Source organism: Dongia sp. (assembly GCF_041906375.1).
Classification (GTDB): Bacteria; Pseudomonadota; Alphaproteobacteria; order Dongiales; family Dongiaceae; genus Dongia.
Map to the genome: position 1 here is coordinate 299,455 of NZ_JAYRJJ010000002.1, position 26,183 is coordinate 325,637.

Below are 26,183 nucleotides of genomic sequence, written 5' to 3' on the forward strand. Positions count from 1 at the left end.
CCTAATCGATATCAGCGGGCACGGCCTGCGGCTTGCCGTCGGCGCCCAGCACGATCTTTTCGACCTTGAGCTGTGCTTCCTTCAACTTCATCTCGCAATGCTGCTTCAAGGCGGCGCCGCGCTCATAGGCGCTGATCGCCTCGTCGAGCTTGTTGTCGCCGCGCTCAAGGCGCTTCACCAGATCCTGGAGCTCGGCCAGCGCCTCCTCGAAGCTCATGCCGGCGATGGCGGCGAGCTTGGCGTTCTCGGATTTTGACTCAGCCATGCAGCGCTTCCCCTGAATTCCTGATGCAGGCATTCGCCCGCCCGGTAAGAGATTCGTCATAGACCCCGTGGCATAAAACACGAATGTCCGGACGCTCACCTGTTCCAATCAAAATGGCGCCGGCGCGGCCTTCTGTCGCAAGGCGGCCGCGCGAAGCGCCGATGGCGCGCATTCTACTGACGGGCCTCGTCCCCGACAATAGGCGGGAAACGTGATGATTCAGATAGTTGGCAAAAGCGGCCCGGCGAATCGCCACCCCAGACCTTGGTCGGATGAGACGTCGCCAGCGTTGCATTTTGGGGCTCGATCTTGCCAAATGTGGCCAACAGGGATGCCAGAAAAGTACCGATGAACACCGCCCAGACCAATCGCGACACACCCTCCCAGCCGGGCCGCGCCAAGCCCGCCGGACTCCTGCGCCGGACCAGCCGCTATATCCGCTATCGCCTGGTCACCCCCATGCTGCGGGCGCGGCACCCGGCCGAATACAGCGCCCGCGCCGTGCTGGTCGGCGTGGTGTGCGGCCTGATGCCGGTCATCGGCCAGTCGACCGTGGTGCTGGCCGTCTGGCTGGTGGCGCGGCGCTTCAACTGGGGCTTCAACGTGGTGGTGGCGGCGCTGTGGACCTTCATCAGCAACCCGCTCACCACGGCGCCGATGTTCTATGGCTTCTATGTCACCGGGCAGGTGATGATGGGCCATTGGGACGACCTCTCGGGCTTCGAGCGCTTCGTCAACCTGTCGCGCGATCTGGTCGCGGACCAGCAGGGCCTGTGGGATCAGATCAAGATGATCTCGCGCCTGCTCTTCCTCGACTGGGCCGTCGCCATGTGGGTGGGCTTCATCCCCTGGGCGCTGCTATGCGGCTGGCTCGGCTATCGCTGGAGCCTCAAGGTCGTCAACGCCTACCGCCACATGCGCGAAAAGCGCATGGAACGCCGCCGCCACCAGCTCGCCGCGGATGCGCTGAAGGCTTAAGAACTCCCCTCACCCCAACCCCTCTCCCCGCAAGCGGGGCGAGGGGCTCAGCTACGCCCGCTGCAGCGCATAGACATGCGCGGTGGTGGATTCCGCCAGTGCGTTGAGGTCGTAGCCGCCTTCGAGGGTGGAGACGATGCGCCCCTGGCAAAGGCCCGCGGCGAGTGCCACCAACTGATCGGTGACCCAGGCGAAATCCTCGGTTTCGAATTCGAGACTGGCCAGCGGGTCGGCGCGGTGCGCGTCGAAGCCGGCGGAGATCATCAGCAGCTCCGGGCGGAATTTTTCGATGGCGGGCAGGATGATGGTCTCGACCGCGTCGCGAAACTCTTCCGACCCGGCATAGGGCGGCAGCGGTGCGTTGACGATGTTGCCGACACCCTTTTCATGTTTCGCGCCCGTGCCGGGATAAAGCGGCATCTGGTGGGTCGAGGCATAGAGCACGCGCGGATCGGCCGCGAAAATATGCTGCGTGCCGTTACCGTGATGGACGTCGAAATCGAAGATGGCGACGCGCTCCAGGCCATGCACCTCCAACGCTTCCGCCGCCCCCACGGCGACATTGTTGAAGATGCAGAAGCCCATGGCGATGTCGCGTTCGGCATGGTGCCCCGGCGGGCGGACCGCACAGAAGGCATTCTTCAACTCGCCGCCGATCACGGCGCCCACGGCGGCCGTCGCCGCGCCGGCAGCGCGCAAGGCGGCCTCGCCGGAACCGGGCGAGAGCACGGTATCGCCGTCAAGCTCGCCGAAGCCGACACTGGGAATCGCCGCAAAAACCTCGTCGATATAATGTTCGGTATGGATGCGGGCGAGTTGGGCGCGCGTCGCCGCCGGCGCCTCGCGCCGGTCGAGGGCCGCATAGATCGGGTCGTCGAGCAGGCGCAGGATGGCGGCAAGGCGCTGAATACGCTCAGGGTGCCCGTGGCCGGTATCGTGGCCGAGGCAGGCCGGATGCGTATATAGCCCCGTCCTCATCGTATTCCCGTCCTCATCGTATCCCCGTCTTCATAGTGCCCCCGTTATGGGTTTGGAGCCGTAAGGCGCTGCAGGCGATAGACGGCCCCCGCATCGGCCACCAGGAGCGAGCCGTCCGCAGCCGGCAGATAGAGTGCAAAGAGGCGGCCGAGGCAGAAGCCGGCGATGCCGTCTTGCGCATCGACCGCTGCAGCATCGGCCTTGTCGATGATGGCCTGTTCCTCGGCATCGAGCGGCCGGCCACGCGCCTCGGCCAGAGGCTGCAACGTGGGACCTGCACAGCCGGCACCACCGAGCGCGCTCAAGCCGTGGCGGTCGAGGCGGATGAGCCGGCCCTTCTGGTCCTCGGTCTTGAGTGCGGCATCCTCTGCCGCGACGATCTCGGCCACCTGCCACATGCCGCCCAGCAGGCGCGCGGGGTCAGGGGCATTCGCCTGCACCGGGGCACCGGCGCCAAGTTCCGCCACGCGCGCGGTGTAAAGTTCGGTCAGGCAGTCGAGCTGAGGCTTGGTGAAATCAGGCGCATCGTCATCGGCGCCGGGAAGAATGCCGCAGGCCGCCGCGCGCTCGTTCGACCAATCGCGCTGGCTTTTCCGCAACGCATCGGCGTCAGCGGCCTGTGCCAGCGCCTCGGTATAGATGACGGCGAGATCGGCATCGAGCTTGGCCAAGGTCCCATCGGCGCAGATCGCATGTTCGACCGGCTGGCTGGCCTTGGTGCAATCGAAGCTGGGGCTGATCTCCTCTGCGGCGGCCGGTGCTACCAGGGCGGCCATCAGCGCGACCAGAAACATGGCCGAGGCAAGCGGAAGTCGAAACATCAAGCGGACCCTTTTCTGATACCTGCCACCAGCAGCAGCACCCAGCCCAGGATGAGCAGGCTGCCGCCCAGCGGCGTAAGATAGACCAGCCAATGCAGCCCAGCCCCTTCGGGCGAAGACGACAGAGCCAGCAGATAAAGACTCCCTGAAAATAGCAGCGCACCGAGGAAGAAGGCGAGGCCCGAGATTGTGACAAGGCGCACAGCCAAGCCCTGGGGCACCGGGTGATCGAGCAATTGCCGCCCCAGCAAAGCCGCCACGCCGAGCAGGGCCAAGGCGTGCCAAAGCTGGTAGGAGGCGCCGGTCTTGACCCATTCCACAGCCTCCGGCGTCAAGACCGCTTCGGCGCCATGGGCACTCCAGGCGCCGAAAGCCACACCCAAAGTGCCGTGAAAGCCGGCTGCCGCCAGATATCTGTTCATCGTTCCGTCACCAGATCAAAGCCGTTTCGCGGAACTATCGCATGGGCCGCGCGATATGGCATCATTCTCCCGATGCGACCTAATGCCCAGCAAAGAGTGATCCTTTCATCATGAGCGAAGCCGAAATCCTTGTCGCCAAAGAAGGCGCCGTCCGCCGTCTTACCCTCAACCGACCGCAACGCCTCAATGCCCTGACGCGCAGCCTGCTCGGCGCCCTCTCCGACTCGCTGGCCGATATCGCCGCCGACGATGAAGCGCGCGTGCTGGTCATCAGTGGATCGGGCCGGGGCTTCTGCGCCGGGCAGGATCTGGGCGACAAGGGCGCCGTCGAGGACGGCCGCGCCTGCCGCGACACGGTGGAGCGATATTACAATCCGGTCGTGCGGCAGATCCGCAGCCTCGATTTGCCGGTCATCGCCGCGGTCAACGGCATTGCCGCGGGTGCCGGCATGAGCCTGGCGCTGGCGGCCGATATCACGGTCGCTGCCGAGAGCGCCGCCTTCGACCTCGCCTTCGCGCGCATCGGCCTGATCCCCGATGCCGGCGGCACCTATACGTTGCAGCGCCTGCTGGGACCGGCGCGCGCCATGGCGCTCGCCATGCTCGGTGAAAAGCTCAGCGCCAGGGAGGCGGCCGATCTCGGCCTCATCTGGCGCGCGGTGCCGGACGCGGATTTCAACAAGACAGTGGAGACATTATCGGCGCGCCTCGCCGCTGCACCCACCAAGGCGCTGGCGCTGATGAAGAAGGCCATTCATGCTGGTGGGCATCACAGCCTGGAACAGCAGCTGGCGCTGGAGGCGGAACTGCAGTCGCAGGCGGCGGACACCGAGGACTTCCAGGAGGGACTTGCCGCCTTCTTCGGCAAGCGCGCCCCGCTCTTCAAAGGACTGTGACGCATGATCCCCATTGCCGACCGCTGGTTCGAGAGCAAACGCGTCGATGACAGCATCACGCTTCTGTGGGAGCCGCATGTCATCCCGCTCATGCGCTGCAATATCTGGCATGTGCGGGGCCGAGACCGCGATTTGATGATCGATACCGGTATGGGGATCGCGAGCCTGACCGAAGCGGCGAAGCATCTCCTCACCAAGCCGGTGACGGCGGTCGCCACCCATACCCATGCCGATCATATCGGCAGCCATTGCGAGTTCGAGCATTGCCTGGTGCACAAGGCGGAAGCGGCCAATCTCGCCACGCCGACCGAGCGCGGTACGCTGCTCTATTCCGATTTTTCACAGGAAGACGTCATCAAGATCCGCGTCGCCGGCTATGAGATCGACGGCGATCTCATCACGGCGCTGCCGCATGCCGGCTATGACTTGCGCAGCTACAAGATCAACCCGGCGCGTGTCACCGAGATCGTCGAGGATGGCGATACGGTCGATATCGGCGACCGGCGTTTTGAGGTCATGCACCTGCCCGGCCATTCGCCGGGCTCGATGGGATTGTGGGAGGCGGATAGCGGCACGCTGTTTTCCGGCGATGCCCTCTATGACGGGCCGCTGCTCGACGAACTCGACGATTCGGACATACCCGCCTATGTGCGCACCATGAAACGGCTGCGCGAGTTGCCGGTGCGCGTCGTCCATGCCGGCCATGATCCGAGCTTCGGCCGGGAGCGGCTGGTGGAACTGTGCGACGCCTATCTGGCGAAACGGGCCTAACGCTTCCCCTGAACGGCGATCCAGGCGGCGATGCGTTCGTCGCAGAGCACGATTTCGCGGCGGTCGGGGTTGAAGAAGGCATTGGGGCCGCCGCATTCGGTGACCAGCAGCATGCGCCCATAGGGCAGCGCCAACTCGGCATTCAGCCGTTCGGCGAGGCTGTCATAAAGGCCGTTGCCGCGGAGAGCCGCGGCAATCGCCTCATTTGCTTCGTCGATGACCGGAGCGATTTCGACATAAAGCGGCCCCGCCCCTTCCGGCGGGGTGAGGCCCGGACCGCGGCGATAGGGAGCGAGGCGTTCGTTCCAGCGTGCCGCCGCTGCCGCCGCTTCTTCCGTGCAGGTCTTGGCGGTCGCCGCGTCGATCTTCAACGTGGCGCCGAGGGCGGCATGGGCCACCGGATCGGCGCCGATGAGCTGGCAGGCGAGCTTGCGCGCCAGCCGCGGGGTCAAGGGCGCTTCCTTGGTCCGGTCAAGCGTCGCCGCAAAGGTCAGGAAAGCGTCGAGCGCCTTGCCGAGATCGGCCTCGGCCGGATCGTCGGGCTGGGCCGAGACACCGGTGAGCTGCATGAGCTGGGCCGCTCCAATGACAGCCTCCTCCGAATTGGCGACGTCGGGACCGGTTTCCGCCTCCGGCAACAGGGAACCGGCGACGCTGATATGGAATTCGGCCACCAGCGCGCCCAGGATGACGTCGTCGTCAATCTCGGCGGCGGCGGCGGATTTGCTCCATAAAACCAATGGCAGGGCCAGAAGCAGCGCACCTGCCCTTGCGCCCCGCTGAGATTTCCACGCCCGCATGAATCCGCCTAGCCTCTCGTGTCGCGACGGTTGCAGCATGGCATGAATTGCGGGTGGAATGAATCACCTACGGGCCTGTCTGCCGCCGCTTTGCACCGGTCTTGCCATATTCTCGCCATGCCTGACGGGCATAAACCGGTCCTGGATCGGCTGTCCGCGAGAGAGAGCCGGAGTTGCTGATATCGAGGGACGGATTGAGCGACATTCCTGCATCCGATGACGAGATCGACGCTGGTCCCCGCACCTGGCGTGGGGCGTTGCTGCGCGGGCTGCATGCGGGCCTCCGGCTCGGCGGCGTTGCACTTCTCTTCGTCACCTTCCTGCCATTGCTGCATCCCTATTGGGCGCTGGCGGGGGTAGCCGAACATTTCGCCCTTCAGGTGCTGATGGCGGCCATCGCCCTGGGCCTGCTGGCCCTCGCCCTACGTCGCTGGCGCTGGCTGGGGCTGGTTGCCGGCATCGCCTGCATCGAATTGTGGACCATCCACCCTTATTGGCCGGCCTTTCTCGCCGGGCCGAAATCAGCGCTTGCCGGACAACCGGCAGACCTGAAAGTGATATCGCTCAACGTCTGGCACAAGAGCGATTCCTATGGGGCAGTGCGCGACTACATCGCGGCGAGCAATGCCGATATCGTCGGACTGGTCGAGGTGACGCCCCGCTGGAAGGCGGAACTGGCGCCCTTGCGCAGCCTCTATCCCTACAGCATCGATTGCCAGGACCGGAACCCGCGCTGCGAGGAGATGCTGCTTTCCAAGCATCCTTTCGTGAAAAGCTTTTCCGGCCACATCAATAAGGCGCTGCCGGTGATCGCCTGGGCCCAGATCGCCGCCCCCAGCGACGGCACGCCGCTCACTTTCGCGGTCACCCATCTCAGTTGGCCGGTCGTCCGCGCCGATCTCGGCGAGAACCGGGAAACCGTCCAGGCCGAGCAGGCACGGAACCTCATCCACGCTCTGCAGAAACTCGGTCCCAACCTGCTCTTGATGGGCGATTTCAACGCCGCCCCCTGGAGCCGCGTGCAACAGGATCTGCGGCAGGTGACCGGCCTCGACAATGCCGGCTTCCTCGTCCCCTCCTGGCCGGCCTGGGGTCCAGCACCTTTGCGTCTGCCCATCGACCACATCATGACCCGGGGCCGCTTTCACCTCGCCGCCCTCAATCCCGGCCCCAATGTCGGTTCCGACCATCTGCCGGTTGAAGCGATTATCGGCTACGCGCAACCCTGATCCGCAGAAATCGGCCCGTTTCGCGCTTGCGAGGGGGCGGCTTAGTCCCTAGTCTCCGGCGGCTTTTTGCCCATTTTTGCCTGAGAGACGAGATGACCGACGACCGTACCTATGCCCAAGCCGCGCGTGCCTGGCCGTTCGAGGAAGCCAAGAAGCTGGTCGAACGCTATAAATCCGCGCCGCCGAAAAAGGGCTATGTGCTGTTCGAGACCGGTTACGGCCCCTCGGGCCTGCCGCATATCGGCACCTTCGGCGAGGTGGTCAGGACGACCATGGTGCGCCAGGCGTTCCAGCGCCTTTCCGACATTCCCACCCGCCTCTTCGCCTTTTCCGACGACATGGATGGCCTCCGGAAGGTGCCGACCAATGTGCCGAACCAGGAGATGCTGGCGCAGCATCTGGGCAAGCGCCTTACGCTGGTGCCGGATCCCTTCGGGACCCATGAGAGCTTCGGCCACCATAACAACGCGATGCTGCGGGGCTTCCTCGACGGTTTTGGGTTCGAGTACGAATTCCAATCCTCGACCGATTGGTACATGTCGGGCCGCTTCGACCAGGGCCTTCTCGACGTGCTGAAGCATTACGAGCAGGTGCAGGAGATCATGCTGCCCAGTTTGCGCGAAGAGCGAGCGGCCAGCTATTCGCCCTTCCTGCCGGTGTGCCAGAAGACCGGGCGCGTGTTGCAGGTGCCGATCCTTGAGACCAATGCCGCGGCCGGCACCATCGTCTATCAGGACGAGGACGGCTCGAAGGTCGAAACGCCGGTCACCGGCGGGCGCTGCAAGCTGCAATGGAAGCCCGATTGGGCGATGCGCTGGCATGTGATGAATGTCGATTACGAGATGTCGGGCAAGGACCTCATCCCGTCCGTGCAGCTCGCCAACAAGATCTGCCGCGAATTGGGCTCGCCGCCGCCGGAGGGCTTCAACTACGAACTCTTCCTCGACGACAAGGGCCAGAAGATCTCGAAGTCGAAGGGCAATGGCCTCTCGGTCGAAGAGTGGCTGGAATATGCCCCGCCCGAGAGCCTCGCCTTGTTCATGTACCAGAAGCCGCGGGCAGCCAAGCGCCTCTATTTCGACGTCATCCCGCGCGCGGTCGATGACTATCTGACCTTTGTCGAGAAGTTCGAAGGCGAAGCGCCGGCGCAGAAGCTGGAGAACCCGGCCTGGCACATTCATAACGGCAAGCCCCCGGTCACCGGCAACGGCATTCCCAGGAACGCCCTGTCCTTCGGCATCCTCCTCAACCTCGCCTCGGTCGCCAATGCCGAGACCAAGGATACGCTGTGGGGTTTCGTCAGCCGCTATCTGCCGCAAGCCAACCCGGCGAGCGCGCCCTTCCTCGACAAGATGGTCGGATACGCGATCAACTATTACCGCGACCATGTGAAGCCGCATAAGAAGTACCGCACGCCGGATGCGATGGAACGCCAGGCCCTCACCGAACTGCTGGCGGCCCTCGAAGCGGCACCCGAAGCGGCCAGCGCCGAGGATCTCCAGAACATCGTCTTCGAGATCGGCAAGAAGCATCCGTTCCCGGAACTCCGTGCCTGGTTCAAGGCGCTCTATGAAACGCTGCTGGGCCAGGAAACGGGGCCGCGCATGGGCTCCTTTTTCGCTCTCTATGGCCGCAAGGAATCGGCCGAGCTTATCAGGAAGGCGCTTGAAGGCCGGATCGGGTAAGACACCCCTTTCTCCTCAATCCTTCGTCATGCGCTGGCCGGTCTTGTCCGGTTCGGCGCTGCCATAGGTCTGCTGCTCGGCGCGGAAGGCCGCGATGAAAGCGTCGACGCGGTCTTGCGTCTGGCCCAGGCGGCGCAGCATGGCGCCACCGAGGCCCAGGCCGATCTCGATATCCTCCGGAATGGCTTCGTTGACGCCGAGCCTGGCCAAACGGAAGGCATGTCCGCCGTCCCAGGCGCGCGCCACGATGGGAAGATCGGGTGCGGTCTCATGCAAGGCAGCCGCCATGCGTTCGGCCCTGGCCGGGTTGTCGATGGCGATGACCGCCAGCGACGCACGGTCGGCACCGGCGGCGCGCAGCACGTCGATGCGCCCGGCATCGCCGAAATAGACCGGCAAGCCGCTGGCGCGCGCCCGGATGACGCGCTGCACGTCGAGATCCAGCGCCACATAGCCGATCTCGGCATTGTCGAGCAGGCGGCAGATGGCCTGGCCGACCCGGCCGAAGCCGGCCACCAGCACATGCTGACCCAACCGTTCCGATTCCTCGACCAGGGAACTGGCCTTGCTGCCGCGACGGTCGCGGATACGCAGGGCGATGCGCTGGCCGAGCAGCGCCATCACGGGTGTCATGGCGATGCTGAGCACGATGGCAGTATTGAGCTGCAGCGTCAGCTGGCCGTCCAGGATGCCGCCGCTGCCGGCAAGGCCAGTGAGCACGAAGCCGAATTCGCTGCCCTGCGCCAGCAGAAGCGCCGCACGCCAGGCGGTTTCGGATTTCAGCCTGAACGCACGCGCGACGGCGGCGGTGAGCAGGACCTTGGCCAGCACGAAAGCGGCAGTCAGCGCCAGGATGGTGACGATCTGCGGCATCAGGGCGGCAAGGTCGAAGGTCATGCCGACGGTGACGAAGAAAAGCCCCAGGAGCAGGCCCCGGAAGGGCTGGATATCGGCTTCGATCTGGTGACGATAAGGTGTGCCCGCAAGCAGCATGCCGGCAAGAAAGGCGCCGAGGCTCATCGACATGCCGGCCTCACGCGTTACCCAGCCGAGCCCCAGCAGGATGAAGAGGCTGGCCGCCGTGAAAAGCTCGGCATTGCCGGTGGCGGCGATCTGGCGGAAAAGCGGCCGAATGAAATAGCGTCCGGCAAGGACAATAAAACCGAGCGCCAGAACAGCCTTCAGCATGGCTGTTCCCAGCGCCATCCACAGGCTGCCCCCGTCCGTATTGCCAAGGAGCGGAATGAGCGCCAGCATCGGCACCACCGCCAGATCCTGCAGCAGCAGGACCGCAACGGCGATGCGGCCGAAGCGCGCCGCCGCTTCGCCGCGATCGACCAGCAGCTTCAGCACCGTGGCTGTCGAGGAAAGCGCCAGGGTACCGCCGATGACGATGGCGGCCGCCGGCGTGGCCCCCAGAATGTTGGCCACGAGACCGATCGCCAGCATCGTGACCAGCATCTGCGCCGTGCCCAAGCCGAAGACGTAATAGCGCATGGTCTTCAACCGCTCGAGCGGCAGTTCAAGGCCGATGGCGAACAGCATGAAGACGACGCCCAGTTCGGCAAGCCAGGCGGCCTCTTCAGGATCGTCGATGGCGCCGAAGCCCGATGGACCGATGACGATGCCGACCGCCAGATAGCCCAGCACGGACGAAATCGCGAACCGATGCAGCAGCGGCACCAGCACCAGCGTCGCCGTGAGCACGATCAGGATGTCGGTGATGGCATCGCTGTGCAAACCTGCCTTTATCCTCTCGCCGGGAAATGAATTAGGCCAAGTCCGGCAACCGGCCGGCGCGCGAATCCCACCTCAGATTAACCCGCGCGCGACCCCTTTAGGCAAGCAGACATTGCCGTTGCCGCCGCATTGTCGCAGGAAACGGCGTCAGTCGCCCCCGCCGTCACCCCCGCCGCCGTCACCCCCGCCGCCGTCACCCCCTCCATCGCCGCCACCGTCACTGTCGCCACCATCGCTGTCGCCGGAATCCGCATCGGAATCGGCATCGGCGTCGCCATCCTCACCCGCATCTTCGCCGGCATCTTCACCGGCATCCTCGGCCTCGGCATCATCGATCGCCGCTTCGATTTCAGCGATGTCCTCGTCCGAGAAGCCGAGATCGGCCAGATCCGCGTCAGGAAGATCGGGTTCGCCATCGAGCGCCGGATCGTCGATTTCGGCTTCGTCCACATCGACCTCGCCATCGGCGACATCGCTGACGCCGTCACGATCGACGCTGGCATTCTGCCCGGCTTTCAGCCTGACGCTGGAGCCGCCGCTGCGGGCGGTCAGCTCAACTTCGCCCGTATTGACCGAGACCACGGTCCTTCCACCGGCATCGACCTTGAGCTTCACGTTGGTGCCGCGCACGACCAGCGTCGCGGTTGGTGTGTTGATGCGCAGCGAATCCCCCTTGATGGCGCCCGAAATCAGGCGTGCCGCACCCTGGGTCAGCGTATAGGCCGCTTCTTCCATACCGGTCTTCGGGTTGAAGACGAGCGAGTCGATGGTGATGGTCGCGCGCTGGCTGAGCAGCAGATGCGAATGATCGACGAAGCCGATCGTGGCCGAACTGGCCTCGCCGGTCGAGACGATCTCGCCGTAGAGCGCCGGCGATTTCTCTTTCTTACCGGCTGGTGTCTGATCCGGCAGCGCGCCCGTCACCGCACCCTTCACATGGACGAAGCCGCCCACGGTCGATCCGACGCCGATATCCGCCCGGGCCGGCAAAGCGCAGGTCGTCGAAATTGCCAGCAGGGCCGCAAATATCGTGGCGCCGAATGAATTGGCCTGTCGTCGGAAATGCATGAGTCACTGTCCCAAGGTTGAAATTACGTCGTGTCGGATCAATTTTCCGCGGCCTGGCGCAGCAGCCTGTCGCCGGTAAAGACCAGGCGGCCGCGCCCGGTCTCCTTGGCTTCGTAGAGCGCTTCGTCGGCGGCGCGCATGATCGAGGCGGCGTTGTCGCCGCATTGCGGGGCCTGGGCGATGCCGAGGCTGGCGCCGACATCGGTCACCGCGCCGTCATCAAGGACGATCGGCGCCGATATGGCGGCAATCAGCCGGCGCCCCAGTTCCGCCAGGTCACGCGCATCGCTCGTCCCGCGCATCAGAATGATGAATTCGTCACCGCCGGTGCGGCTGACCAGGCCCGCCTGGTCGACCGTCTCGCTCATGCGTACCGCCACATCGCGGATCACCTTGTCGCCGGCGGCATGGCCGAATGTATCGTTGACGGCTTTGAAGCGGTCGAGGTCGCAGGCGATGATGGCGAAGGGCGTACCGGGCAGCAGATCGACCGCCGCCTTCAATTCCTCGCCGAAATGCAGCCGGTTGGCGAGGCCGGTGAGGGAATCGTGCCGCGCCATGTGCCGCGTCCGCCGTTCGCTGCGCTCGACCACATTGGTCATGCCGCCGAGCTTGCGTGCGATCAGCAGGCCCGCCATCGCCATGACGAGACCGATGAGCACGATAAGGGGCCAGATGACCGACCAGATCGCAGCGCCCGGATAATTGTCGGCCCAGAGAAAGGCACCGAGCTTCTGGCCGCTGAGGCTGGTGAGCAGCCGATGCGTCGGCGGCAAGTCATCCGGCGGGTTCGCGTTGAAGCTGAGCGCCGTGAAGGAAAGCTGCGCGTTGAGATATTCGAGCAGATCGCCATCGATGAACTTGACCGAGATGAGGACGCCCGGCGCCTTCTCCGGCTGTGCCGGGTCGGTCAAGACCATGGCGCTGAGCAGGGCCGGCTGGTCTTCGATGCGCTGGAAGGCGGCTTCGAACAAGCTGCCGGGCGGGGCGCCCGGTTCGGCCCGGTAGCGTGCCAGGGCCTTGTCGATGAGCATCTTGAGATCGGCGTCGAGCGGGATGGCGTCCGGCGCCTCCACGACCATGCCTTCGCGGGCATAGGCAAGGAGACGGCCGTCCGGCCCGATCAGCAAGGTGCGGTCATGACCGAATTCGTACCAGAGAGCGTTCACCATGGCGTCGGCGCCGGACATGGCCCCTGCTTTGGCGGCGCCATGGGCGAAATAGGCGTTCCAGGCAGCGAGCGCATGCTGGTCGCGGGCCAGCAGCATGAACCGGCTGTTGAGGGTGTTCTCGAACAGGGTGAGATCGTTCTCCCGGGCGCGGCGATCGGCCTCCTGCGAGGAGCGCAAGCCGACAAAGACCATGCCGAAAGCGAAAAGGACGATAAGGGCGGCGGCAAAGACCAGAATGAGCGACGAAATGCTGACCGGATAGAGCTGGCCTGTGCCCGCCGGCTCCGCCTCGGTACTGGAATGCCTGTTCATGCCTCTAAGCCTGTGGCTTCCCGGTCCCCCCGACCGGGTGCGGCTTGGATCATAGAGGGTTTCGCTTTGCATTGGGAGGGTCGGAAAACGGCGCCGGGGTGCAAAGACTTGTCTTTTGCGCCGCTTTGTCCCAGCTTGCGGAACCTTGCGCGGGGAACCATCTATCCGGCTCCCTCTTCTGCCATACAGCCTGCGAAAGTCAGCATGACCAGCACCGATCAGCTTGCCCTCCTCGACACCGTTCTAGCCAAGGCCAAAGCCGCCGGCGCCGATGCCGCCGACGCCGTCATCGGCAGCAGCATTTCACTGTCACTGGGTGAACGTCTGGGCGCCAAGGAGAAATTGGAGCGCGCGGAAAGCCAGGATATGGGCCTGCGCGTTTTCGTGGGGCACCGCCAGGCGATCGTCTCGACCAGCGATTTCACCAAATCATCCTTGGAAGAACTGACCGCGCGCGCCGTTGCCATGGCCAAGGCCGTACCGGAAGATCCCTTCTGCGGCCTCGCGGAACCTGCGCAACTGGCCAGGAACTGGCCCAAGCTCGACCTTTGCGACACGACCGAGCCCAGCGAAGCGATGCTGACCGATCTGGTGCGCGCGGCCGAGGATGCGGCGCGCAGCGTCAAGGGCGTCACCAATTCCGAGGGCGCCGAGGCCGGCTATGGCCGCTCCGACGTCGCCATCGCCGCCAGCAACGGCTTCCAGGGCGCCTATGCCAGCAGCCATTTCGGGCTTTCGGTCTCGGTCCTCGCCGGCGAGGGCACGGGGATGGAGCGCGACTATGATTACAGTTCGACCGTCTACCTGGCCGATCTCGACGATCCGGTGAAACTCGGCAGATCGGCCGGCGAACGCGCCGTGCGGCGGCTGAACCCGCGGAAGGCCAAGACCGCGGTGGTGCCGGTGGTGTTCGACCCCAGGATCAGCAATTCCTTCGTCGGCCATCTCGTGGGCGCCATCAACGGCGCCAGCATCGCGCGCGGCACCTCGTTCCTGAAGGATTTCCTGGACAAGGATGTCTTTGCGGCCGGGATCGACATCGTCGACGACCCGCACCGCCAGCGCGGCCTGCGCTCGCGCCCCTTCGACGGCGAAGGCCTGCCGACCACCCCGGCAAAGCTCATCGACAATGGCCGCCTCACCATGTGGCTGCTCGATTGCCGCTCGGCCCGGCAATTGGGTCTCGTCTCCAACGGCCACGCCTCGCGCGGCACGTCGAGCCCGCCCTCGCCCGCCCCCAGCAACCTCCATATGGCCGCCGGCAAGATCAGCCGCGACAAGCTGATCGGCGAGATCAAGCAGGGCCTCTATGTCACCGAGATGATCGGCTCCGGCGTCAATGGCGTTACCGGCGATTACAGCCGTGGCGCCGCGGGTTTCTGGATCGAGAATGGCGAGCTTGCCTATCCGGTCTCGGAAGTGACGCTGGCCGGCAATCTCAAGGACATCTTCAAGGCGATCACGCCAGCCGACGATCTGGTCTTTAAATATGGCACCAATGCGCCGACCCTGCGCATCGACGGCATGACCCTGGCCGGCGCGTGAGCGAAATCGCTTTGGCCGGAACACGCAGCTAGGGGCAGGCAGCTAGGGATGGAGAGCAAGGGGGCCGCACCAGCACTCGTCGCCACCGGCATCGCCTGCCGGCGGGCAGAGCGGCTGCTGTTCCGCGAACTCAATTTCACCCTGGCGCCGGGACAGGTGCTGATGCTGCGCGGCCCCAATGGCAGCGGCAAGTCGAGCCTGTTGCGGCTGCTGGCGGGCCTGCTGCCGATGGCGGAGGGCGAGCTTTCCTGGCGCGGGCGCAAGGTCGGCGCCGAGCGCGCCGCCTACCGCGCGGACCTTGCCTATCTCGGCCATCTCGATGCGCTGAAGCCACAATTGCTGGTGCGCGAGAATCTGCAGTTCTGGGCCGAGCTGATCGGCGCCACCATGCCGGTCGACAATGCCCTGGCGAAGGTGGGGTTGGCACCCTGCGCCGATTTTCCGGCGCAGCATCTCTCCGCCGGGCAGCGGCGGCGGTTCGGCCTGGCGCGGCTGCTGCTGAAACCGGTGCCGATCTGGCTCCTCGATGAACCCTCGACGGCGCTCGACGCCAACGGGCAGAAGCTGGTGGTGGACCTCATCACCCGGCATCGCGCTGCCGGCGGGATCGCCGTCATTTCCAGCCATGATGACCTGGCCCTGGCGCAGGCCACCACTCTCGTGTTGGGCGCATCGGCAGGGGGCGCGGCATGACCGCATTTTTCGCCCTTTTGCGCCGCGATTTGCGTCTGGGTTTCCGTCAAGGCATCGACGCTTTGGTGGTTGTCCTGTTCTTTTTGGCGGCTGGCGCCCTCTTCCCCTTTGCCCTCGGCCCGGAGCCGGAACTGCTCGCCAGAATCGCCGCCGGCATCGTCATGACCATGGCCGCCCTGGCCTCCCTCCTCTCCCTCGACCGGTTGTTCAGCGGCGATTATGAGGATGGCAGCCTGGACGGGCTGGCGCTCTCCCCTCTTTCCCTGGAACTGGTGGCCCTGGCCAAGGTGGCGACCCATTGGCTGATGACCGGCCTGCCCCTGCTGGCGGCCGCACCGATTCTGGCCCTGCTGCTCAATCTGCCGGTAGCACTTTACCCGATTCTGCTGCTGGCCCTGGTCGCGGTAACGCCCGCTTTGTCGCTGTTGGGCGGCCTTGGCGCCGCCCTGACGCTGGGGGCGCGGCGTGGTGGACTGCTGCTGGCCTTTCTGATTCTGCCGCTATTTATTCCTATTCTGATCCTCGGCATGGGGTCGGTGAGCGCCGTCGCCCAGGGGCAGAGTGCGATGGGGGCATTCGAGCTTCTGCTCGCGCTGGACCTGGGTTTGCTGGCGCTGGTGCCCTGGGCCATGGGTATGGCCCTGCGCCAGGTCCTGCGCTGAGGGCCGGACCTCAACTGTGACGCCTGGCACAGGATTGCTGTCTTGCTTGAACCGAAGGGGCGGGAAAGCGACAAATTGAGCGAATGCAGCATGCTGTGGCATCCATGCAACAGACTGCGGGCATTTTGACACAGGTCGCGTAAAGTGCCCGAATCAACATGGATTCCCTAAGTTGAATCGGCATATGCTTAATCATCCGGCATCTGAAATGTCGGGCGGTCGCGATCCGCTGTCATCGCACCTCTTCACGTGAACGTCCCAGGGGGTTTCAAACCATGAACCGTTATTTCAAACTCGCGCTGCTGGGCTCGGCTCTGTTGGCCGTGACTGCTTGCGCCGCTCCGAACCGTGAGCCGGACCTGTCGAACATTCAGGCGAATGTCGACAAGACCTACGAAGGTGATTTCGGCGAACTGCTCTATAACCTCAACCAGGCTGGTGATAAGGCCCGCACGGCCGAGGAAATCAAGGCGAGCATCGATGCCGATGCCCCCTACCTCTACACCAACCTGCCGCTGCGCCAGGAAGGCGTGAAGCTCGCGGAAGAAGCCGCCGAGCATCGCGCCAAGGCCGAAGCCGCGCTCAATCGCTTCCTCGATCCGATCCGCGCGCGTCTCGCCTACCTCGAATCGCTCCACGTCCCGCAGGATGTCGGCCCGCAGAAGACCTCGGTCTACTTCGACACCGGCAGCGCGAAGATCCGTGAGAGCGAAGCCGCCGCGATGACCGATGCCGGCAACTTCCTCAGCCAGTATCCGATCGCCCACGTCCAGATCGACGCCTACACCGACACCGTCGGTTCGGCCAACGCCAACAAGGCGCTGGCGCAGCGTCGTGCGAAGGCCGTCATGGCCGCCATGTCCGAAGCCGGCGTGCCGCTCGCGGCCGACGTCTCGGTCAAGGCCGTTGGCGAAGCTGATGGCGCCGACAACACCGAGAGCCAAGAGAACCGTCGCGTCGACATCATCGTCCAGCCGCATGGTACCTATAACAAGGGCATGTAAGCTGACGAGGATCCGACCGACCGATCTCCGGTCTTTCGGCTGAACCGTTAAACCAAGGGCGCCAGTCACAAGCTGGCGCCCTTGGCGTTTTAGGGGGACAGCATTTACCCCTAAAGGTGGGACTTATAAGGGGATTCCCTCATTCCCCTGCTTCACAGTGGCACTGGCACCTTCCGGCCTTGCCTTGTATAACCCACAGCCATGCATAGATTTGCCAATCCCGGCCGGTTCCTGCGCCTGGCCAATCGGATCCAGCCTTGGCTTAAAGCCTTGACCTTGCTGGGTTTTGCGCTTGGCTTTTACCTCGCCTTGATCGGTTCGCCGCCGGATTACCAGCAGGGCGATACCGTCCGCATCATGTACATCCATGTGCCGGCCGCCTGGATGGCGCTATTCACCTATCTTCTGTTGGGTCTTTCCAGCGCCTCGTCGCTCATCTGGCGGCATCCGCTGGCCGATGTGGCGGCCGAGGCGATGTCGCCGATCGGCGCTGCCTTCACGCTGCTTGCCCTCATCACCGGCTCGCTCTGGGGCAAGCCGATGTGGGGGACCTATTGGGTGTGGGATGCGCGCCTGACCTCGTTCCTGCTGCTGTTCTTCCTTTATCTCGGCCATATGGCGCTCCTTGGCGCGTTTGATGATCGCAGCCGCGGCCAGCGTTCGGCCGCCGTGCTTGCCCTGGTCGGCCTCATCAACCTGCCGGTGATCAAATTCTCGGTCGATTGGTGGAACACGCTGCACCAGCCGGCCTCGATCGTGCGGGCGGGCGGCATCAGCATCGATCCTTCCATGCAATGGCCGCTCTTCACCATGGCGGCGGCGTTCCATTGCTTCCTGCTGGCCGCGGTGATCGAGCGCATGCGCACGCTGCTGCTGGAGGCCAGGCTGCGCAACCAGCGCCTTGCCGCTTTCGACCGGCTGCAACCCGGCGTTCGCGAAGTGGGAGCGGGCGAATAATGGATTTCGGCAATTTCCTTGCGATGGGCGGCTACGCTGCCTATGTCTGGCCGGCCTATGGCGCCGGCATCGTCATCCTGGCTGCCATCTGGCTGGACGGCCAGCGTCGCCGCCGCGCTGTCGAACGCGCGCTGGCGGCGCTCGAATCGCGCAGGAACGAACAATAAATCATGAAGCGCAAGACGCTGCGGCTCTATCTGGTCCTCATCAGCCTCGCCTTGCTCGGCATCGCGACCGCGCTCGTGTTGAACGCCTTCGACCGTGAACTGGTCTTCTTCTTCAGCCCCAGCGAGATCGCGGCGGAAAAGCCCGTTGCCGGCCGCATCATCCGCTTAGGGGGATTGGTCGAGACGGGGAGCGTCACCAAGCTCGGCGATGGCGCCACGGTGAGCTTCCGCGTCACCGACCTCAAGGCGGCAACCGAGGTTGCCTATCGCGGCGTCCTCCCCGACCTCTTTCGCGAGGGCCAGGGTGTGGTGGTCGAGGGCGCCTTCAACGACAGCGGCAATTTCGTCGCCACGCAGGTCTTGGCCAAGCATGACGAGAATTACCTGCCGCCGGAAGTCGCCAAGGCCCTGAAGGAATCCGGGCGCTGGCAGGAGGGGGCTGGAACCGAAGGCACGCCAGCCACGACAGGAGCGACGCAGTGATCACCGAGATCGGGCATTTCGCGCTGGTGCTGGCCCTGGTGCTGGCAGTGGCGCAGGCGACCCTGCCGCTCATCGGCGCGCAGCTGGGTGTCCGCGCCTGGATGGCGCTGGCCAAGCCCGCGGCCCTCGGCCAGTTCGTCTTTCTGCTGATATCCTTTGCCGCCCTGGTATATGCCTTCGTGGTCAGCGATTTTTCGGTCGGCGTCGTCTATCTGCATTCGCATTCGCAGACGCCGCTCATCTACAAGGTGGCCGCCGCCTGGGGCCAGCATGAAGGCTCGCTGCTGCTCTGGGTCGTGATCCTCGCCTTTTTCGGGGCATTGGTGGCGCTTTTCGGCGACAACCTGCCACCGCGCCTAAAGGCGCGCGCCCTTGCCGTGCAGGCGATGATCGGCGTCACCTTCATTCTCTTCACGCTGCTGACCTCCAACCCCTTCGCTCGCCTCAATCCGGCGCCGCTCGAGGGCCAGGAACTCAACCCGCTGCTGCAGGATCCCGGCCTCGCCTTCCATCCGCCGATGCTCTATGTCGGCTATGTCGGCTTCTCGATGGCCTTCTCGTTTGCGGTGGCCGCCCTCATCGAAGGCAAGATCGACGCCGCCTGGGCGCGCTGGGTCCGGCCCTGGACGCTGCTGTCCTGGACCTGCCTGACCGCCGGCATCGCCCTTGGCGCGCGCTGGGCCTATTACGAACTCGGCTGGGGCGGCTGGTGGTTCTGGGACCCGGTCGAAAACGCCAGCTTCATGCCCTGGCTGATGGGCACCGCCCTCCTGCATTCCGCCATCGTCGTCGAGAAGCGCGACGCACTGAAGGCCTGGACGCTGCTCCTTGCCATCCTCACCTTCGGCTTCTCGCTGCTCGGCACCTTCCTGGTCCGCTCCGGCGTCATCACCTCGGTCCATGCCTTCGCGCAGGATCCGGCGCGCGGCCTCTTCATCCTCGGCATCCTCGGCCTGGCGCTGGGTGGCTCGCTCACCCTTTTTGCCTGGCGGGCGCCGACCTTGAAGGCCGGTGGCCTGTTCGCGCCGGTGAGCCGCGAAGGTGCCTTGATGCTCAACAACCTGCTGCTGGCGACCGCCACCGCGACCGTCTTGCTGGGGACGCTCTATCCGCTGGCGCTCGACATTCTGGGCGGCGGTTCGGTTTCGGTGGGCACGCCCTATTACACGGCGACCTTCATCCCGCTGGTGATGCCGCTCATCGCGCTCACCGCCATCGGCCCGATGCTGGGCTGGAAGCGCGGCGATCTCATGGGCGCGCTGCAGCGCCTGTGGGGAGCCGGCATCCTTGCCGTCGCTGCCCTCGGCACGTCGCTATGGATCGATTTCGGCAGGCAGGCGCTCGCGGCGGCCGGCATCGGGCTCGGCGTCTGGCTGCTCGCCGCGACCTTCCTTGAATGGGCCGAGCGCATCAAACTCTTCCGCACCGGACCGATCGATTCCTGGCGCCGCGCCTGCCGCCTGCCGCGCGCCGCTTACGGCATGAGCCTTGCGCATGCGGGTCTGGCCGTCGCCATCATGGGCGTCACCGCAGCCAGCGCCTGGAAGAGCGAAGAAGTTCGCCAGATGAAACCCAGCGACAGCATCACGGTGGGCGACTTCACCTATGTGCTGGAAAGCGTGGGCCCCGAGCGCGGCGAGAATTACATGGCCGAGCGCGCGCATTTCAGCGTGCTGAAGGACGGCCAGTTCTATACCGATCTCTACCCTGAGCGGCGCCAGTACATGGTGCAGCCGATGCCCACCACCGAAGCCGCCATCCAGTCGCATGTCTTTGGCGATCTCTATGCCGTGATCGGCGAGAGTGACGGCAAAGGCGCCTGGACCGTGCGCATTTATCAGGAGCCGCTGGTGCCATGGATCTGGACCGGCGCCCTGCTGATGGTGCTGGGCGGCATCGTGTCGATCAGCGACCGGCGCTACCGCGTCGGCGCCCCCAGCCGGGCGCCATTGGCGCAGCCGGCGGCGGCCGAGTAACGGAGCGCTATATCCATGCGTCGCCTGCTGTTCATTCTGCCCGTCCTCGTCCTGGGCGCCATGTTGCTGCTGTTCTGGCGCGGCCTTGACCCCGCGCGGGATCCTTCGGTCATCCCCTCTGCCCTCATCGGCAAGAAGGCGGCCGAAATCGACCTCCCCGGCCTCGGCGCCCGTGGCGGCGTTGCGAGCAAGGATTTCAGCGGCCAGATCACCGTGCTGAATTTCTTCGCCTCCTGGTGCGCGCCCTGCCGGGCCGAACATCCCTTGATCAAGGACCTCGCCACCCTGCCCGGCGTGCGCGTCATCGGCGTCACCTTCAAGGACGCGCCGGCGGATTCGGAAAAGTATCTTGCCGAACTGGGCGATCCCTATCAGGCCATCGGTGTCGACAATGAAGGTCGCGCCGGCATGGAATTCGGCCTTACCGGCGTGCCGGAAACCTATGTCATCGACCGCGAGGGCATCATCCGCTACCGCCTGGCGCAGCCGCTCGACCCCAGCCGGCTCGAAGGCGAGTTGAAGCCTTTGCTGAAGGAACTGACGCAGTGATCCTGCGTCCCCTCCTCGCCTTGCTGCTGATTGCCTTCGGCAGTGCCGGCATCCTGCCGCTCGGAGCAAAGCCGGCCGCGGCCCAGACCCAGGCGGCGGACGTGCCGCTTGCCGATGCGGCGCTCGAGATGCGCGCGCGCAAGCTGATGAAGGATGTGCGCTGCGTTGTCTGCCAGGCGCAGTCGATCGACGAATCCGATGCCGGCATCGCCAGCGACATGCGCCGGCTCATCCGCCAGGAGATCGCGGCCGGCAAGAGCGATGAAGATATCCGCCAGTATCTGGTCGCACGCTACGGCGATTTCGTCCTGTTCAAGCCGCCTTTCAAGGCAGCGACGGCGCTGCTGTGGGCGGGGCCCTTCCTGCTGCTGGGCTTCGGCGCCATCGTGATCGTGCTGTTCTTCCGCCGCCGGTCGGCGGTACCTGATCGGGGCCTCAGTGCCGAGGAAATGCGCCGGGTCAACGCGGCGCTGGATGCTGCCCCCCCCTTGCCAGGAACGGCGCAAACCGCCACAAGACCCGATCACGGGAGTGGCGCATGATTTTGGTTTGGCTGGTTTTTGCCGCGATGACCCTGGCGACGGCGGTGCTGCTGGCGCTGCCGCTGTTTTATACGCGCAAGGTGAAGAACGAATCCGTCTTCGCGCTGGCCGTCTATCGCGACCAGATGCTGGAACTGGGACGCGATGCCGAAGCGGGCCTGATCGCCCCCGACCAGGCGAAATCGGCCCAGGTCGAAATCGAGCGCCGGGTCCTCGCCTTGACCGAAAGCCCGCAATGGCAGCCGGGCCGCGCGCCGTCGCATGGATTGCTGATCACCGCCGCCGTGGCCCTGCCGCTGCTGGGCTTCGGGCTCTATCTGATGCTGGGCGAACCGGCCCTGCCCGGCCAGCCCTTCGTCGCCCAGCACATGCAGCCCGCTTCCGTCAGTGCCGAGCTTGCGGCGCTGGAAGCCGATGTTGCGGCCAAGCCCACCGACGCCAAGGCCTGGGTGGCACTTGCCGCCGGCTATGACGCCGTCGGCCGTGCGCAGGATGCGGCGACCGCCTATGGCAAGGCCGTGGCGCTGGGCGCCGAGGACGCCGCGACATTGGCGGCGTTCGGCCAGGCCCAGCTCATCGCCAATCGCGGCGAGATGAACGACAACGCGGCCGCCACCTTCCGCCGGGCGCTGGCGGTCGATCCCAGCAATCCGACGGCGCGCTTCTTCCTGGCGTTGGGCAAGGCGCAGGCCGGCGATGTCGAAGGTGCCTTGACCGATTGGATGGCGCTGGAGAAGGACACGCCCAAGGACGCTCCCTGGCGCGCGACGCTGGAGGAACATATCGCCAAGGCCGCCGAGCGCCTCGGCAAGCCCGGCCTGCCCGGCAGCGGCGCGGCAGCTGTCTCCGGGGGCGCCGCCACGCCGGGTCCCAGCGCCGTCGATATCGCGGCAGCGGAATCGATGACACCCGAACAGCGCCAGGCCTTCGTCAACGACATGGTCGGGCGCCTGGCGGAGAAGCTGAAGGCCAATCCGGACGATCTCGACGGCTGGGTGCGCCTGGCGCGGGCCTATCAGGTCCTGCAGCGCAGCGACGACTCCCGCGCCGCCTGGGCCAAGGCCGCTGCCCTTGCCCCGGCCCGGCTCGACATCCAGCTCGACTATGCCGACGCGATCGTCGCCGGCCGCTCGGACCTCGACCGCTATCTTCCGCCCGAATTCGTCGAGGCGGTAGGCCGGGTGCGCACGCTCGACCCGAAGAATCCGCTGGGCCTCTATTACGGCGGCCTGGTCGCCCGGGTGGCCGGCAACACCGAGGAAGCACGCCGGCTGTGGACCGAAGTTCTGGAACAGCTGCCCCCGGATGCGCCCCAGCGCGCCGAGCTGCGCAAGGAACTCGACTCCCTGCAGCCCTGAAATGCGGCGCGCCCGCAGCGGCAGGGCCGCCGCCCAATCACACCGGCGCGGGTATTCGTCAATCAATTCTTAAGTTGTTTCAGCGCGTTAACAGCTCTTCAGCCAGCTGCAACTTAACTATTGTTTCACCATCTTTGAAGACAATAGGGCCACTCCCAGACCGAGGCCTCATTGAAGCGGAAGAACACAGCGCGCGCGGCGAGATCGACCGTCCATGGACTTGCCGGCCAAGGCATTGCCTTTGCGCGCGGTCGGGCCTGGGCGTGGAGTGTCGTCGTCAGCCTGGTCGGCATCCTCTTCTGCGTCTATGTGGCGCTGCTCCTTTATCAGCAGTCGCAGGAAGCGGCCCTGCAGCGTTTCAACTATCTCATCGAGCGTTTTGAAAAGCGCCTCAGCGACCGCTTCTCCTCCTTCGACCTGGTCGTCAACATGGGTATGGGGATGGCGACGCTGACCGATTACATCACGCGTCGCGACTGGCAGCGCTTCGTTTCCGGCCTCAATTGGCGCGAGATGTCCGGCGGCATCGGACTGAACTATGTCGAACGGGTCAAGCGGGCCGATCTCGACCGCTATCTGAAGCGCGCCACCGTTCTCAACGGCGAGACGTTCAAAATCCGCTCGCTCACCAACGACGTTTCGGACGATCTCTATGTCGTCCGCCTGTCGGAATCGATGATGCAGGACCGCACGGCCGTCGGCCTTGATCTCGCCAGCGAAAAATCCCGCCGCCGCGTGCTCGATTGGGCCATGCTCAATGGTGAAACCACCATGAGCGGCATCATCCCGATCATCATCAACAAGCAGAGCCGGCCCGGCCTGCTCTTGGTGGCGCCCGTCTTTGCGCGCGATTCCGCGCCGGCGAGCTACCTGGAGCGGCGTGAGAATCTGAAAGGCTGGGTGGTCATGCCGATCGCCGTTGGCACCGCCATCGAAGGCGCCCTGCTCGATATCGGCAACGAACTCGACGTCATTCTCTATCTCGGCGCCAACGTCGATTCCGACCGGCTGGTGTTCGACAGCCGTCGGCGCGATCATGCCGAGACGGCCCTGCCGCGGCAGCCGCGCGAAGGCAGCATCTTCCGCCGCGCCCACACCATGATCTTCTCCGGCCAGAGCTTCAGCCTCGAATACCGCTCCCATTCGTCACTGAAGCCGCCCGGCGCCACCACGGTCCCACTCCTTGTCATGCTGGGCGGGTCCGTGATTTCGATCCTGCTTGGCGCCAGCCTCTGGTTCATGGTCGCGGCGCGCTACCGCGCCGAGGCTCTGGCGCGTTCGATGACCAGCGATCTCAGGTCAGCCAAGGAAGTGGCCGAGCAGGCCTCCATCGCCAAGACCCAGTTCCTTGCCATGATGAGCCATGAAATCCGCACGCCGATGAACGGTGTCCTCGGCATGGCGGGATTGCTGGCCGACACGTCGCTCGACCAGCGCCAACGGCACTATGTCGAAGTCCTGCATCAATCCGGTGAGGCCCTGCTCGCCATCATCAACGACATCCTCGATTTCGCCAAGGCCGAGACCGGCAAGCTGGAGATCGAGCATATCGATTTCGACATCGTCACCGAGGTGGATTCGGTCCTGGAACTGGTCGTCAGCCGTGCCCATGCCAAGGGCATCGAGCTTGCCTGCTTCATAGCCCCCGACGTGCCGTCACGGCTCAACGGCGATCCCGGCCGCCTGCGCCAGATCCTGCTCAACCTGCTCAGCAATGCGGTGAAGTTCACCGAAGAGGGCGGTGTCAGCCTGGTTGTCGAACTGGCCGACAGCAATGCCGACGGCACCAAATTGCGCTTTGCCGTGCGCGATACCGGGATCGGCATTCCACAGGAAGCGCAGAGCCGCCTGTTCCACCATTTCAGCCAGGTCGATGCCTCGACCACGCGGCGCTTCGGCGGCACTGGCCTGGGCCTTGCCATCTGCAAGCAGCTGGTCGATCTCATGCACGGGTCGATCGGCGTCGATTCACATACGGGTGCCCGCAGCGGATCGACCTTCTGGTTCACCGCCTGGTTCGGCCCGTTGCAAGGCAACGCCGCAGGTTCGGCCGAGCCCGACCAGGCCGCCATTACGGCGGCATTCCGCGGCCGCCTGGTCCTGATCGTCGACGACAACCCGATCAACCGCGAGATTTTCGAGCGCTATGTCGCCAGCATCGGCGCCCATGCCATCACCGCCAGTGAGCCCGAGATCGTGCTCGACGAATTGCGCGACCAGCCGCCGGGGGAAGCGATCGCGCTTGCCATCGTCGACCAGGTCATGCCGACCATGTCGGGCGTCGATTTCGCCCGGCGCCTGCGCAACCTTCCCGGCGTCAAGGTCGAGAACGTGGTGCTTTCCTCCTCCGCCCTCTTCATCGACCAGCACGAGGTGCATGAAGGGATCGACGCGCAATTGCCCAAGCCCGTGCGCCGCTCGAGTTTTCTCGCCTGCATGATGGCGCTGATCGAAGGCTCGCGCCATGCCACGGCGCGGCGCGGGCAAAGTGCCAACGGTCCCGCAGTCTTCGCCGACGGCGCCGCCTTGCGCATCCTTCTGGCCGAGGACAACCAGGTCAACCAGATGCTGGTCAATGCCATTCTCGCCCGCGCTGGTGCTCGCGCCGACATCGCCGGCAACGGCTTCGAGGCGATCGAGGCCATGCGCAGCCGCGCCTATGACGTCGTGCTGATGGATATGCGCATGCCCGATCTCGACGGGCTGGAGGCAACGCGGCGCATCCGCGAACTGGGCGGGACACCATCGCGCGTGCCGATCATCGCCCTTACTGCCAATGCGACCCAGGAAGACCGCCGGCGCTGCCTCGAAGCCGGCATGAACGATTTCATGGCCAAGCCCATCGATGCCAACGACCTCATCCAGAAGATCGCCCTCCATGCCAAGGTGGCGCTGATCGAAGGGGAGGCAGCACGCCTCTCCGCCGCCGAGCATGAAGCCGCGCCGGCCATCGCCCCCTTGTCGATGGAACAGCAGGACGCGCTGGCGAGCCTGCTGTCATCGCTGGAATCGGCCACGGCCAACGATCCGGCGCCGCCGGCCCCGGGCAATACGCCAAAGGGGCCCGAGACCGGCGAGGCCCTGCGGCCCTCCGGGACACCCTGATTACC

The 26,183-nt window shown here is 65.1% G+C and carries 25 protein-coding genes; 17 read left to right on the plus strand and 8 right to left on the minus strand.

Translation table 11 applies throughout. The features are described from left to right. Position 1 precedes the first annotated feature (1 nt). The gene (locus ACE3OA_RS08065; RefSeq protein WP_374309791.1) at positions 2–265 is read right to left on the minus strand and encodes an exodeoxyribonuclease VII small subunit; all 264 of its coding nucleotides are present in this window, start codon (positions 263–265) and stop codon (positions 2–4) included. Positions 266–613: 348 nt separating this feature from the next. Here ACE3OA_RS08065 and ACE3OA_RS08070 point away from each other — a divergent pair, with 348 nt between their 5' ends. Beyond that, the gene (locus ACE3OA_RS08070; RefSeq protein WP_374309793.1) at positions 614–1,243 is read left to right on the plus strand and encodes a DUF2062 domain-containing protein; all 630 of its coding nucleotides are present in this window, start codon (positions 614–616) and stop codon (positions 1,241–1,243) included. Positions 1,244–1,294: 51 nt separating this feature from the next. Here the strand turns inward: ACE3OA_RS08070 and ACE3OA_RS08075 are convergent, their stop codons facing one another. Genes ACE3OA_RS08075 through ACE3OA_RS08085 form a run of 3 tightly spaced genes read right to left on the minus strand, consistent with a single transcriptional unit; the run spans position 1,295 to position 3,464 of the window. After that, the gene (locus ACE3OA_RS08075; RefSeq protein WP_374309795.1) at positions 1,295–2,221 is read right to left on the minus strand and encodes a histone deacetylase family protein; all 927 of its coding nucleotides are present in this window, start codon (positions 2,219–2,221) and stop codon (positions 1,295–1,297) included. A gap of 44 nt (positions 2,222–2,265) precedes the next feature. Continuing rightward, positions 2,266–3,042: a lysozyme inhibitor LprI family protein gene (locus ACE3OA_RS08080; protein ID WP_374309797.1), complete on the minus strand. Its 777-nt coding sequence runs from the start codon at positions 3,040–3,042 to the stop codon at positions 2,266–2,268. After that, positions 3,042–3,464, minus strand: coding sequence for a DUF423 domain-containing protein (locus ACE3OA_RS08085; protein WP_374309799.1), 423 nt, complete (start codon positions 3,462–3,464; stop codon positions 3,042–3,044). Before ACE3OA_RS08085 ends, ACE3OA_RS08080 begins: the two co-directional genes overlap by 1 nt. A 110-nt stretch (positions 3,465–3,574) precedes the next feature. Here ACE3OA_RS08085 and ACE3OA_RS08090 point away from each other — a divergent pair, with 110 nt between their 5' ends. Together ACE3OA_RS08090 and ACE3OA_RS08095 are read left to right on the plus strand one after the other, a co-directional pair. Next, positions 3,575–4,360 carry an enoyl-CoA hydratase-related protein gene (locus ACE3OA_RS08090; RefSeq protein WP_374309801.1) on the plus strand — a complete coding sequence of 262 codons (786 nt, stop codon included), beginning with the start codon at positions 3,575–3,577 and terminating at the stop codon, positions 4,358–4,360. Positions 4,361–4,363: 3 nt separating this feature from the next. Further along, entirely contained in the window at positions 4,364–5,131 is a 768-nt protein-coding gene (locus ACE3OA_RS08095; protein ID WP_374309803.1) for an MBL fold metallo-hydrolase, read from the plus strand. On the opposite strand, the gene ACE3OA_RS08100 is transcribed toward ACE3OA_RS08095, so the two are convergent. Further along, on the minus strand, positions 5,128–5,931 hold the full coding sequence (locus ACE3OA_RS08100; RefSeq protein WP_374309805.1) for a DUF4344 domain-containing metallopeptidase: 804 nt from the start codon (positions 5,929–5,931) through the stop codon (positions 5,128–5,130). The two genes, ACE3OA_RS08095 and ACE3OA_RS08100, sit on opposite strands and share 4 nt — an antisense overlap. Positions 5,932–6,125: 194 nt before the next feature. Between ACE3OA_RS08100 and ACE3OA_RS08105 the strand changes: the two genes are divergently transcribed. Both ACE3OA_RS08105 and ACE3OA_RS08110 read left to right on the plus strand, forming a co-directional pair. Further along, entirely contained in the window at positions 6,126–7,160 is a 1,035-nt protein-coding gene (locus tag ACE3OA_RS08105; RefSeq protein ID WP_374309807.1) for an endonuclease/exonuclease/phosphatase family protein, read from the plus strand. Between the two features lie 92 nt (positions 7,161–7,252). Continuing rightward, the gene (locus ACE3OA_RS08110; protein ID WP_374309809.1) at positions 7,253–8,845 is read left to right on the plus strand and encodes a lysine--tRNA ligase; all 1,593 of its coding nucleotides are present in this window, start codon (positions 7,253–7,255) and stop codon (positions 8,843–8,845) included. Positions 8,846–8,860: 15 nt separating this feature from the next. Here ACE3OA_RS08110 and ACE3OA_RS08115 read toward each other — a convergent pair whose 3' ends face one another. From ACE3OA_RS08115 to ACE3OA_RS08125, 3 genes are all read right to left on the minus strand, one after another. Next, a complete protein-coding gene (locus ACE3OA_RS08115; RefSeq protein WP_374309812.1) occupies positions 8,861–10,585 on the minus strand; it encodes a monovalent cation:proton antiporter-2 (CPA2) family protein in 1,725 nt (574 codons plus the stop codon). 147 nt (positions 10,586–10,732) lie between these two features. Then, positions 10,733–11,653, minus strand: coding sequence for a FecR domain-containing protein (locus ACE3OA_RS08120; RefSeq protein WP_374309814.1), 921 nt, complete (start codon positions 11,651–11,653; stop codon positions 10,733–10,735). A gap of 38 nt (positions 11,654–11,691) precedes the next feature. Further along, the gene (locus tag ACE3OA_RS08125; RefSeq protein WP_374309816.1) at positions 11,692–13,137 is read right to left on the minus strand and encodes a diguanylate cyclase domain-containing protein; all 1,446 of its coding nucleotides are present in this window, start codon (positions 13,135–13,137) and stop codon (positions 11,692–11,694) included. Between the two features lie 204 nt (positions 13,138–13,341). On the opposite strand from ACE3OA_RS08125, the gene ACE3OA_RS08130 reads away from it, so the two are divergent. From ACE3OA_RS08130 to ACE3OA_RS08185, 12 genes are all read left to right on the plus strand, one after another. Next, a complete protein-coding gene (locus tag ACE3OA_RS08130; RefSeq protein WP_374309818.1) occupies positions 13,342–14,682 on the plus strand; it encodes a TldD/PmbA family protein in 1,341 nt (446 codons plus the stop codon). Between the two features lie 48 nt (positions 14,683–14,730). Beyond that, positions 14,731–15,375: a heme ABC exporter ATP-binding protein CcmA gene (gene ccmA / locus ACE3OA_RS08135; protein ID WP_374309820.1), complete on the plus strand. Its 645-nt coding sequence runs from the start codon at positions 14,731–14,733 to the stop codon at positions 15,373–15,375. Then, positions 15,372–16,037 (plus strand): heme exporter protein CcmB, encoded by a 666-nt coding sequence (gene ccmB / locus ACE3OA_RS08140; protein WP_374309822.1) that lies wholly within the window; start codon positions 15,372–15,374, stop codon positions 16,035–16,037. Before ccmA ends, ccmB begins: the two co-directional genes overlap by 4 nt. A 275-nt stretch (positions 16,038–16,312) precedes the next feature. Further along, positions 16,313–17,041 carry an OmpA family protein gene (locus ACE3OA_RS08145; protein ID WP_374309824.1) on the plus strand — a complete coding sequence of 243 codons (729 nt, stop codon included), beginning with the start codon at positions 16,313–16,315 and terminating at the stop codon, positions 17,039–17,041. A 201-nt stretch (positions 17,042–17,242) separates the two neighbouring features. Beyond that, positions 17,243–17,998 (plus strand): heme ABC transporter permease, encoded by a 756-nt coding sequence (locus ACE3OA_RS08150; RefSeq protein ID WP_374309826.1) that lies wholly within the window; start codon positions 17,243–17,245, stop codon positions 17,996–17,998. Continuing rightward, positions 17,998–18,165, plus strand: a complete 168-nt coding sequence (gene ccmD, locus ACE3OA_RS08155; RefSeq protein ID WP_374309828.1) for a heme exporter protein CcmD — start codon at positions 17,998–18,000, stop codon at positions 18,163–18,165. Before ACE3OA_RS08150 ends, ccmD begins: the two co-directional genes overlap by 1 nt. A 3-nt stretch (positions 18,166–18,168) precedes the next feature. Next, positions 18,169–18,648, plus strand: coding sequence for a cytochrome c maturation protein CcmE (gene ccmE, locus ACE3OA_RS08160; protein ID WP_374309831.1), 480 nt, complete (start codon positions 18,169–18,171; stop codon positions 18,646–18,648). Continuing rightward, on the plus strand, positions 18,645–20,624 hold the full coding sequence (locus ACE3OA_RS08165; RefSeq protein ID WP_374309833.1) for a heme lyase CcmF/NrfE family subunit: 1,980 nt from the start codon (positions 18,645–18,647) through the stop codon (positions 20,622–20,624). The genes ccmE and ACE3OA_RS08165 overlap by 4 nt, the downstream gene beginning before the upstream one ends. A gap of 15 nt (positions 20,625–20,639) precedes the next feature. Further along, positions 20,640–21,173 (plus strand): DsbE family thiol:disulfide interchange protein, encoded by a 534-nt coding sequence (locus ACE3OA_RS08170; RefSeq protein ID WP_374309835.1) that lies wholly within the window; start codon positions 20,640–20,642, stop codon positions 21,171–21,173. After that, positions 21,170–21,715, plus strand: a complete 546-nt coding sequence (locus tag ACE3OA_RS08175; protein ID WP_374309837.1) for a cytochrome c-type biogenesis protein — start codon at positions 21,170–21,172, stop codon at positions 21,713–21,715. Before ACE3OA_RS08170 ends, ACE3OA_RS08175 begins: the two co-directional genes overlap by 4 nt. Then, positions 21,712–23,073: a c-type cytochrome biogenesis protein CcmI gene (ccmI, locus tag ACE3OA_RS08180; RefSeq protein WP_374309839.1), complete on the plus strand. Its 1,362-nt coding sequence runs from the start codon at positions 21,712–21,714 to the stop codon at positions 23,071–23,073. The genes ACE3OA_RS08175 and ccmI overlap by 4 nt, the downstream gene beginning before the upstream one ends. 171 nt (positions 23,074–23,244) lie before the next feature. Further along, on the plus strand, positions 23,245–26,178 hold the full coding sequence (locus tag ACE3OA_RS08185; RefSeq protein WP_374309842.1) for a response regulator: 2,934 nt from the start codon (positions 23,245–23,247) through the stop codon (positions 26,176–26,178). The last annotated feature ends 5 nt before the right edge of the window (positions 26,179–26,183 follow it).

Bases quoted from the DNA above. Each gene is read 5' to 3' on its own strand.
- ACE3OA_RS08145 (WP_374309824.1), top strand. From the start codon at position 16,313: ATGAACCGTTATTTCAAACTCGCGCTGCTGGGCTCGGCTCTGTTGGCC.
- ccmE (WP_374309831.1), top strand. From the start codon at position 18,169: ATGAAGCGCAAGACGCTGCGGCTCTATCTGGTCCTCATCAGCCTCGCC.
- ACE3OA_RS08085 (WP_374309799.1), bottom strand. From the start codon at position 3,464: ATGAACAGATATCTGGCGGCAGCCGGCTTTCACGGCACTTTGGGTGTG.
- ACE3OA_RS08070 (WP_374309793.1), top strand. From the start codon at position 614: ATGAACACCGCCCAGACCAATCGCGACACACCCTCCCAGCCGGGCCGC.
- ccmI (WP_374309839.1), top strand. From the start codon at position 21,712: ATGATTTTGGTTTGGCTGGTTTTTGCCGCGATGACCCTGGCGACGGCG.
- ACE3OA_RS08125 (WP_374309816.1), bottom strand. From the start codon at position 13,137: ATGAACAGGCATTCCAGTACCGAGGCGGAGCCGGCGGGCACAGGCCAG.
- ACE3OA_RS08120 (WP_374309814.1), bottom strand. From the start codon at position 11,653: ATGCATTTCCGACGACAGGCCAATTCATTCGGCGCCACGATATTTGCG.
- ACE3OA_RS08080 (WP_374309797.1), bottom strand. From the start codon at position 3,042: ATGTTTCGACTTCCGCTTGCCTCGGCCATGTTTCTGGTCGCGCTGATG.
- ACE3OA_RS08170 (WP_374309835.1), top strand. From the start codon at position 20,640: ATGCGTCGCCTGCTGTTCATTCTGCCCGTCCTCGTCCTGGGCGCCATG.
- ACE3OA_RS08100 (WP_374309805.1), bottom strand. From the start codon at position 5,931: ATGCGGGCGTGGAAATCTCAGCGGGGCGCAAGGGCAGGTGCGCTGCTT.
- ACE3OA_RS08130 (WP_374309818.1), top strand. From the start codon at position 13,342: ATGACCAGCACCGATCAGCTTGCCCTCCTCGACACCGTTCTAGCCAAG.
- ACE3OA_RS08150 (WP_374309826.1), top strand. From the start codon at position 17,243: ATGCATAGATTTGCCAATCCCGGCCGGTTCCTGCGCCTGGCCAATCGG.
- ccmD (WP_374309828.1), top strand. From the start codon at position 17,998: ATGGATTTCGGCAATTTCCTTGCGATGGGCGGCTACGCTGCCTATGTC.
- ccmA (WP_374309820.1), top strand. From the start codon at position 14,731: ATGGAGAGCAAGGGGGCCGCACCAGCACTCGTCGCCACCGGCATCGCC.
- ACE3OA_RS08095 (WP_374309803.1), top strand. From the start codon at position 4,364: ATGATCCCCATTGCCGACCGCTGGTTCGAGAGCAAACGCGTCGATGAC.
- ccmB (WP_374309822.1), top strand. From the start codon at position 15,372: ATGACCGCATTTTTCGCCCTTTTGCGCCGCGATTTGCGTCTGGGTTTC.
- ACE3OA_RS08090 (WP_374309801.1), top strand. From the start codon at position 3,575: ATGAGCGAAGCCGAAATCCTTGTCGCCAAAGAAGGCGCCGTCCGCCGT.
- ACE3OA_RS08065 (WP_374309791.1), bottom strand. From the start codon at position 265: ATGGCTGAGTCAAAATCCGAGAACGCCAAGCTCGCCGCCATCGCCGGC.
- ACE3OA_RS08110 (WP_374309809.1), top strand. From the start codon at position 7,253: ATGACCGACGACCGTACCTATGCCCAAGCCGCGCGTGCCTGGCCGTTC.
- ACE3OA_RS08075 (WP_374309795.1), bottom strand. From the start codon at position 2,221: ATGAGGACGGGGCTATATACGCATCCGGCCTGCCTCGGCCACGATACC.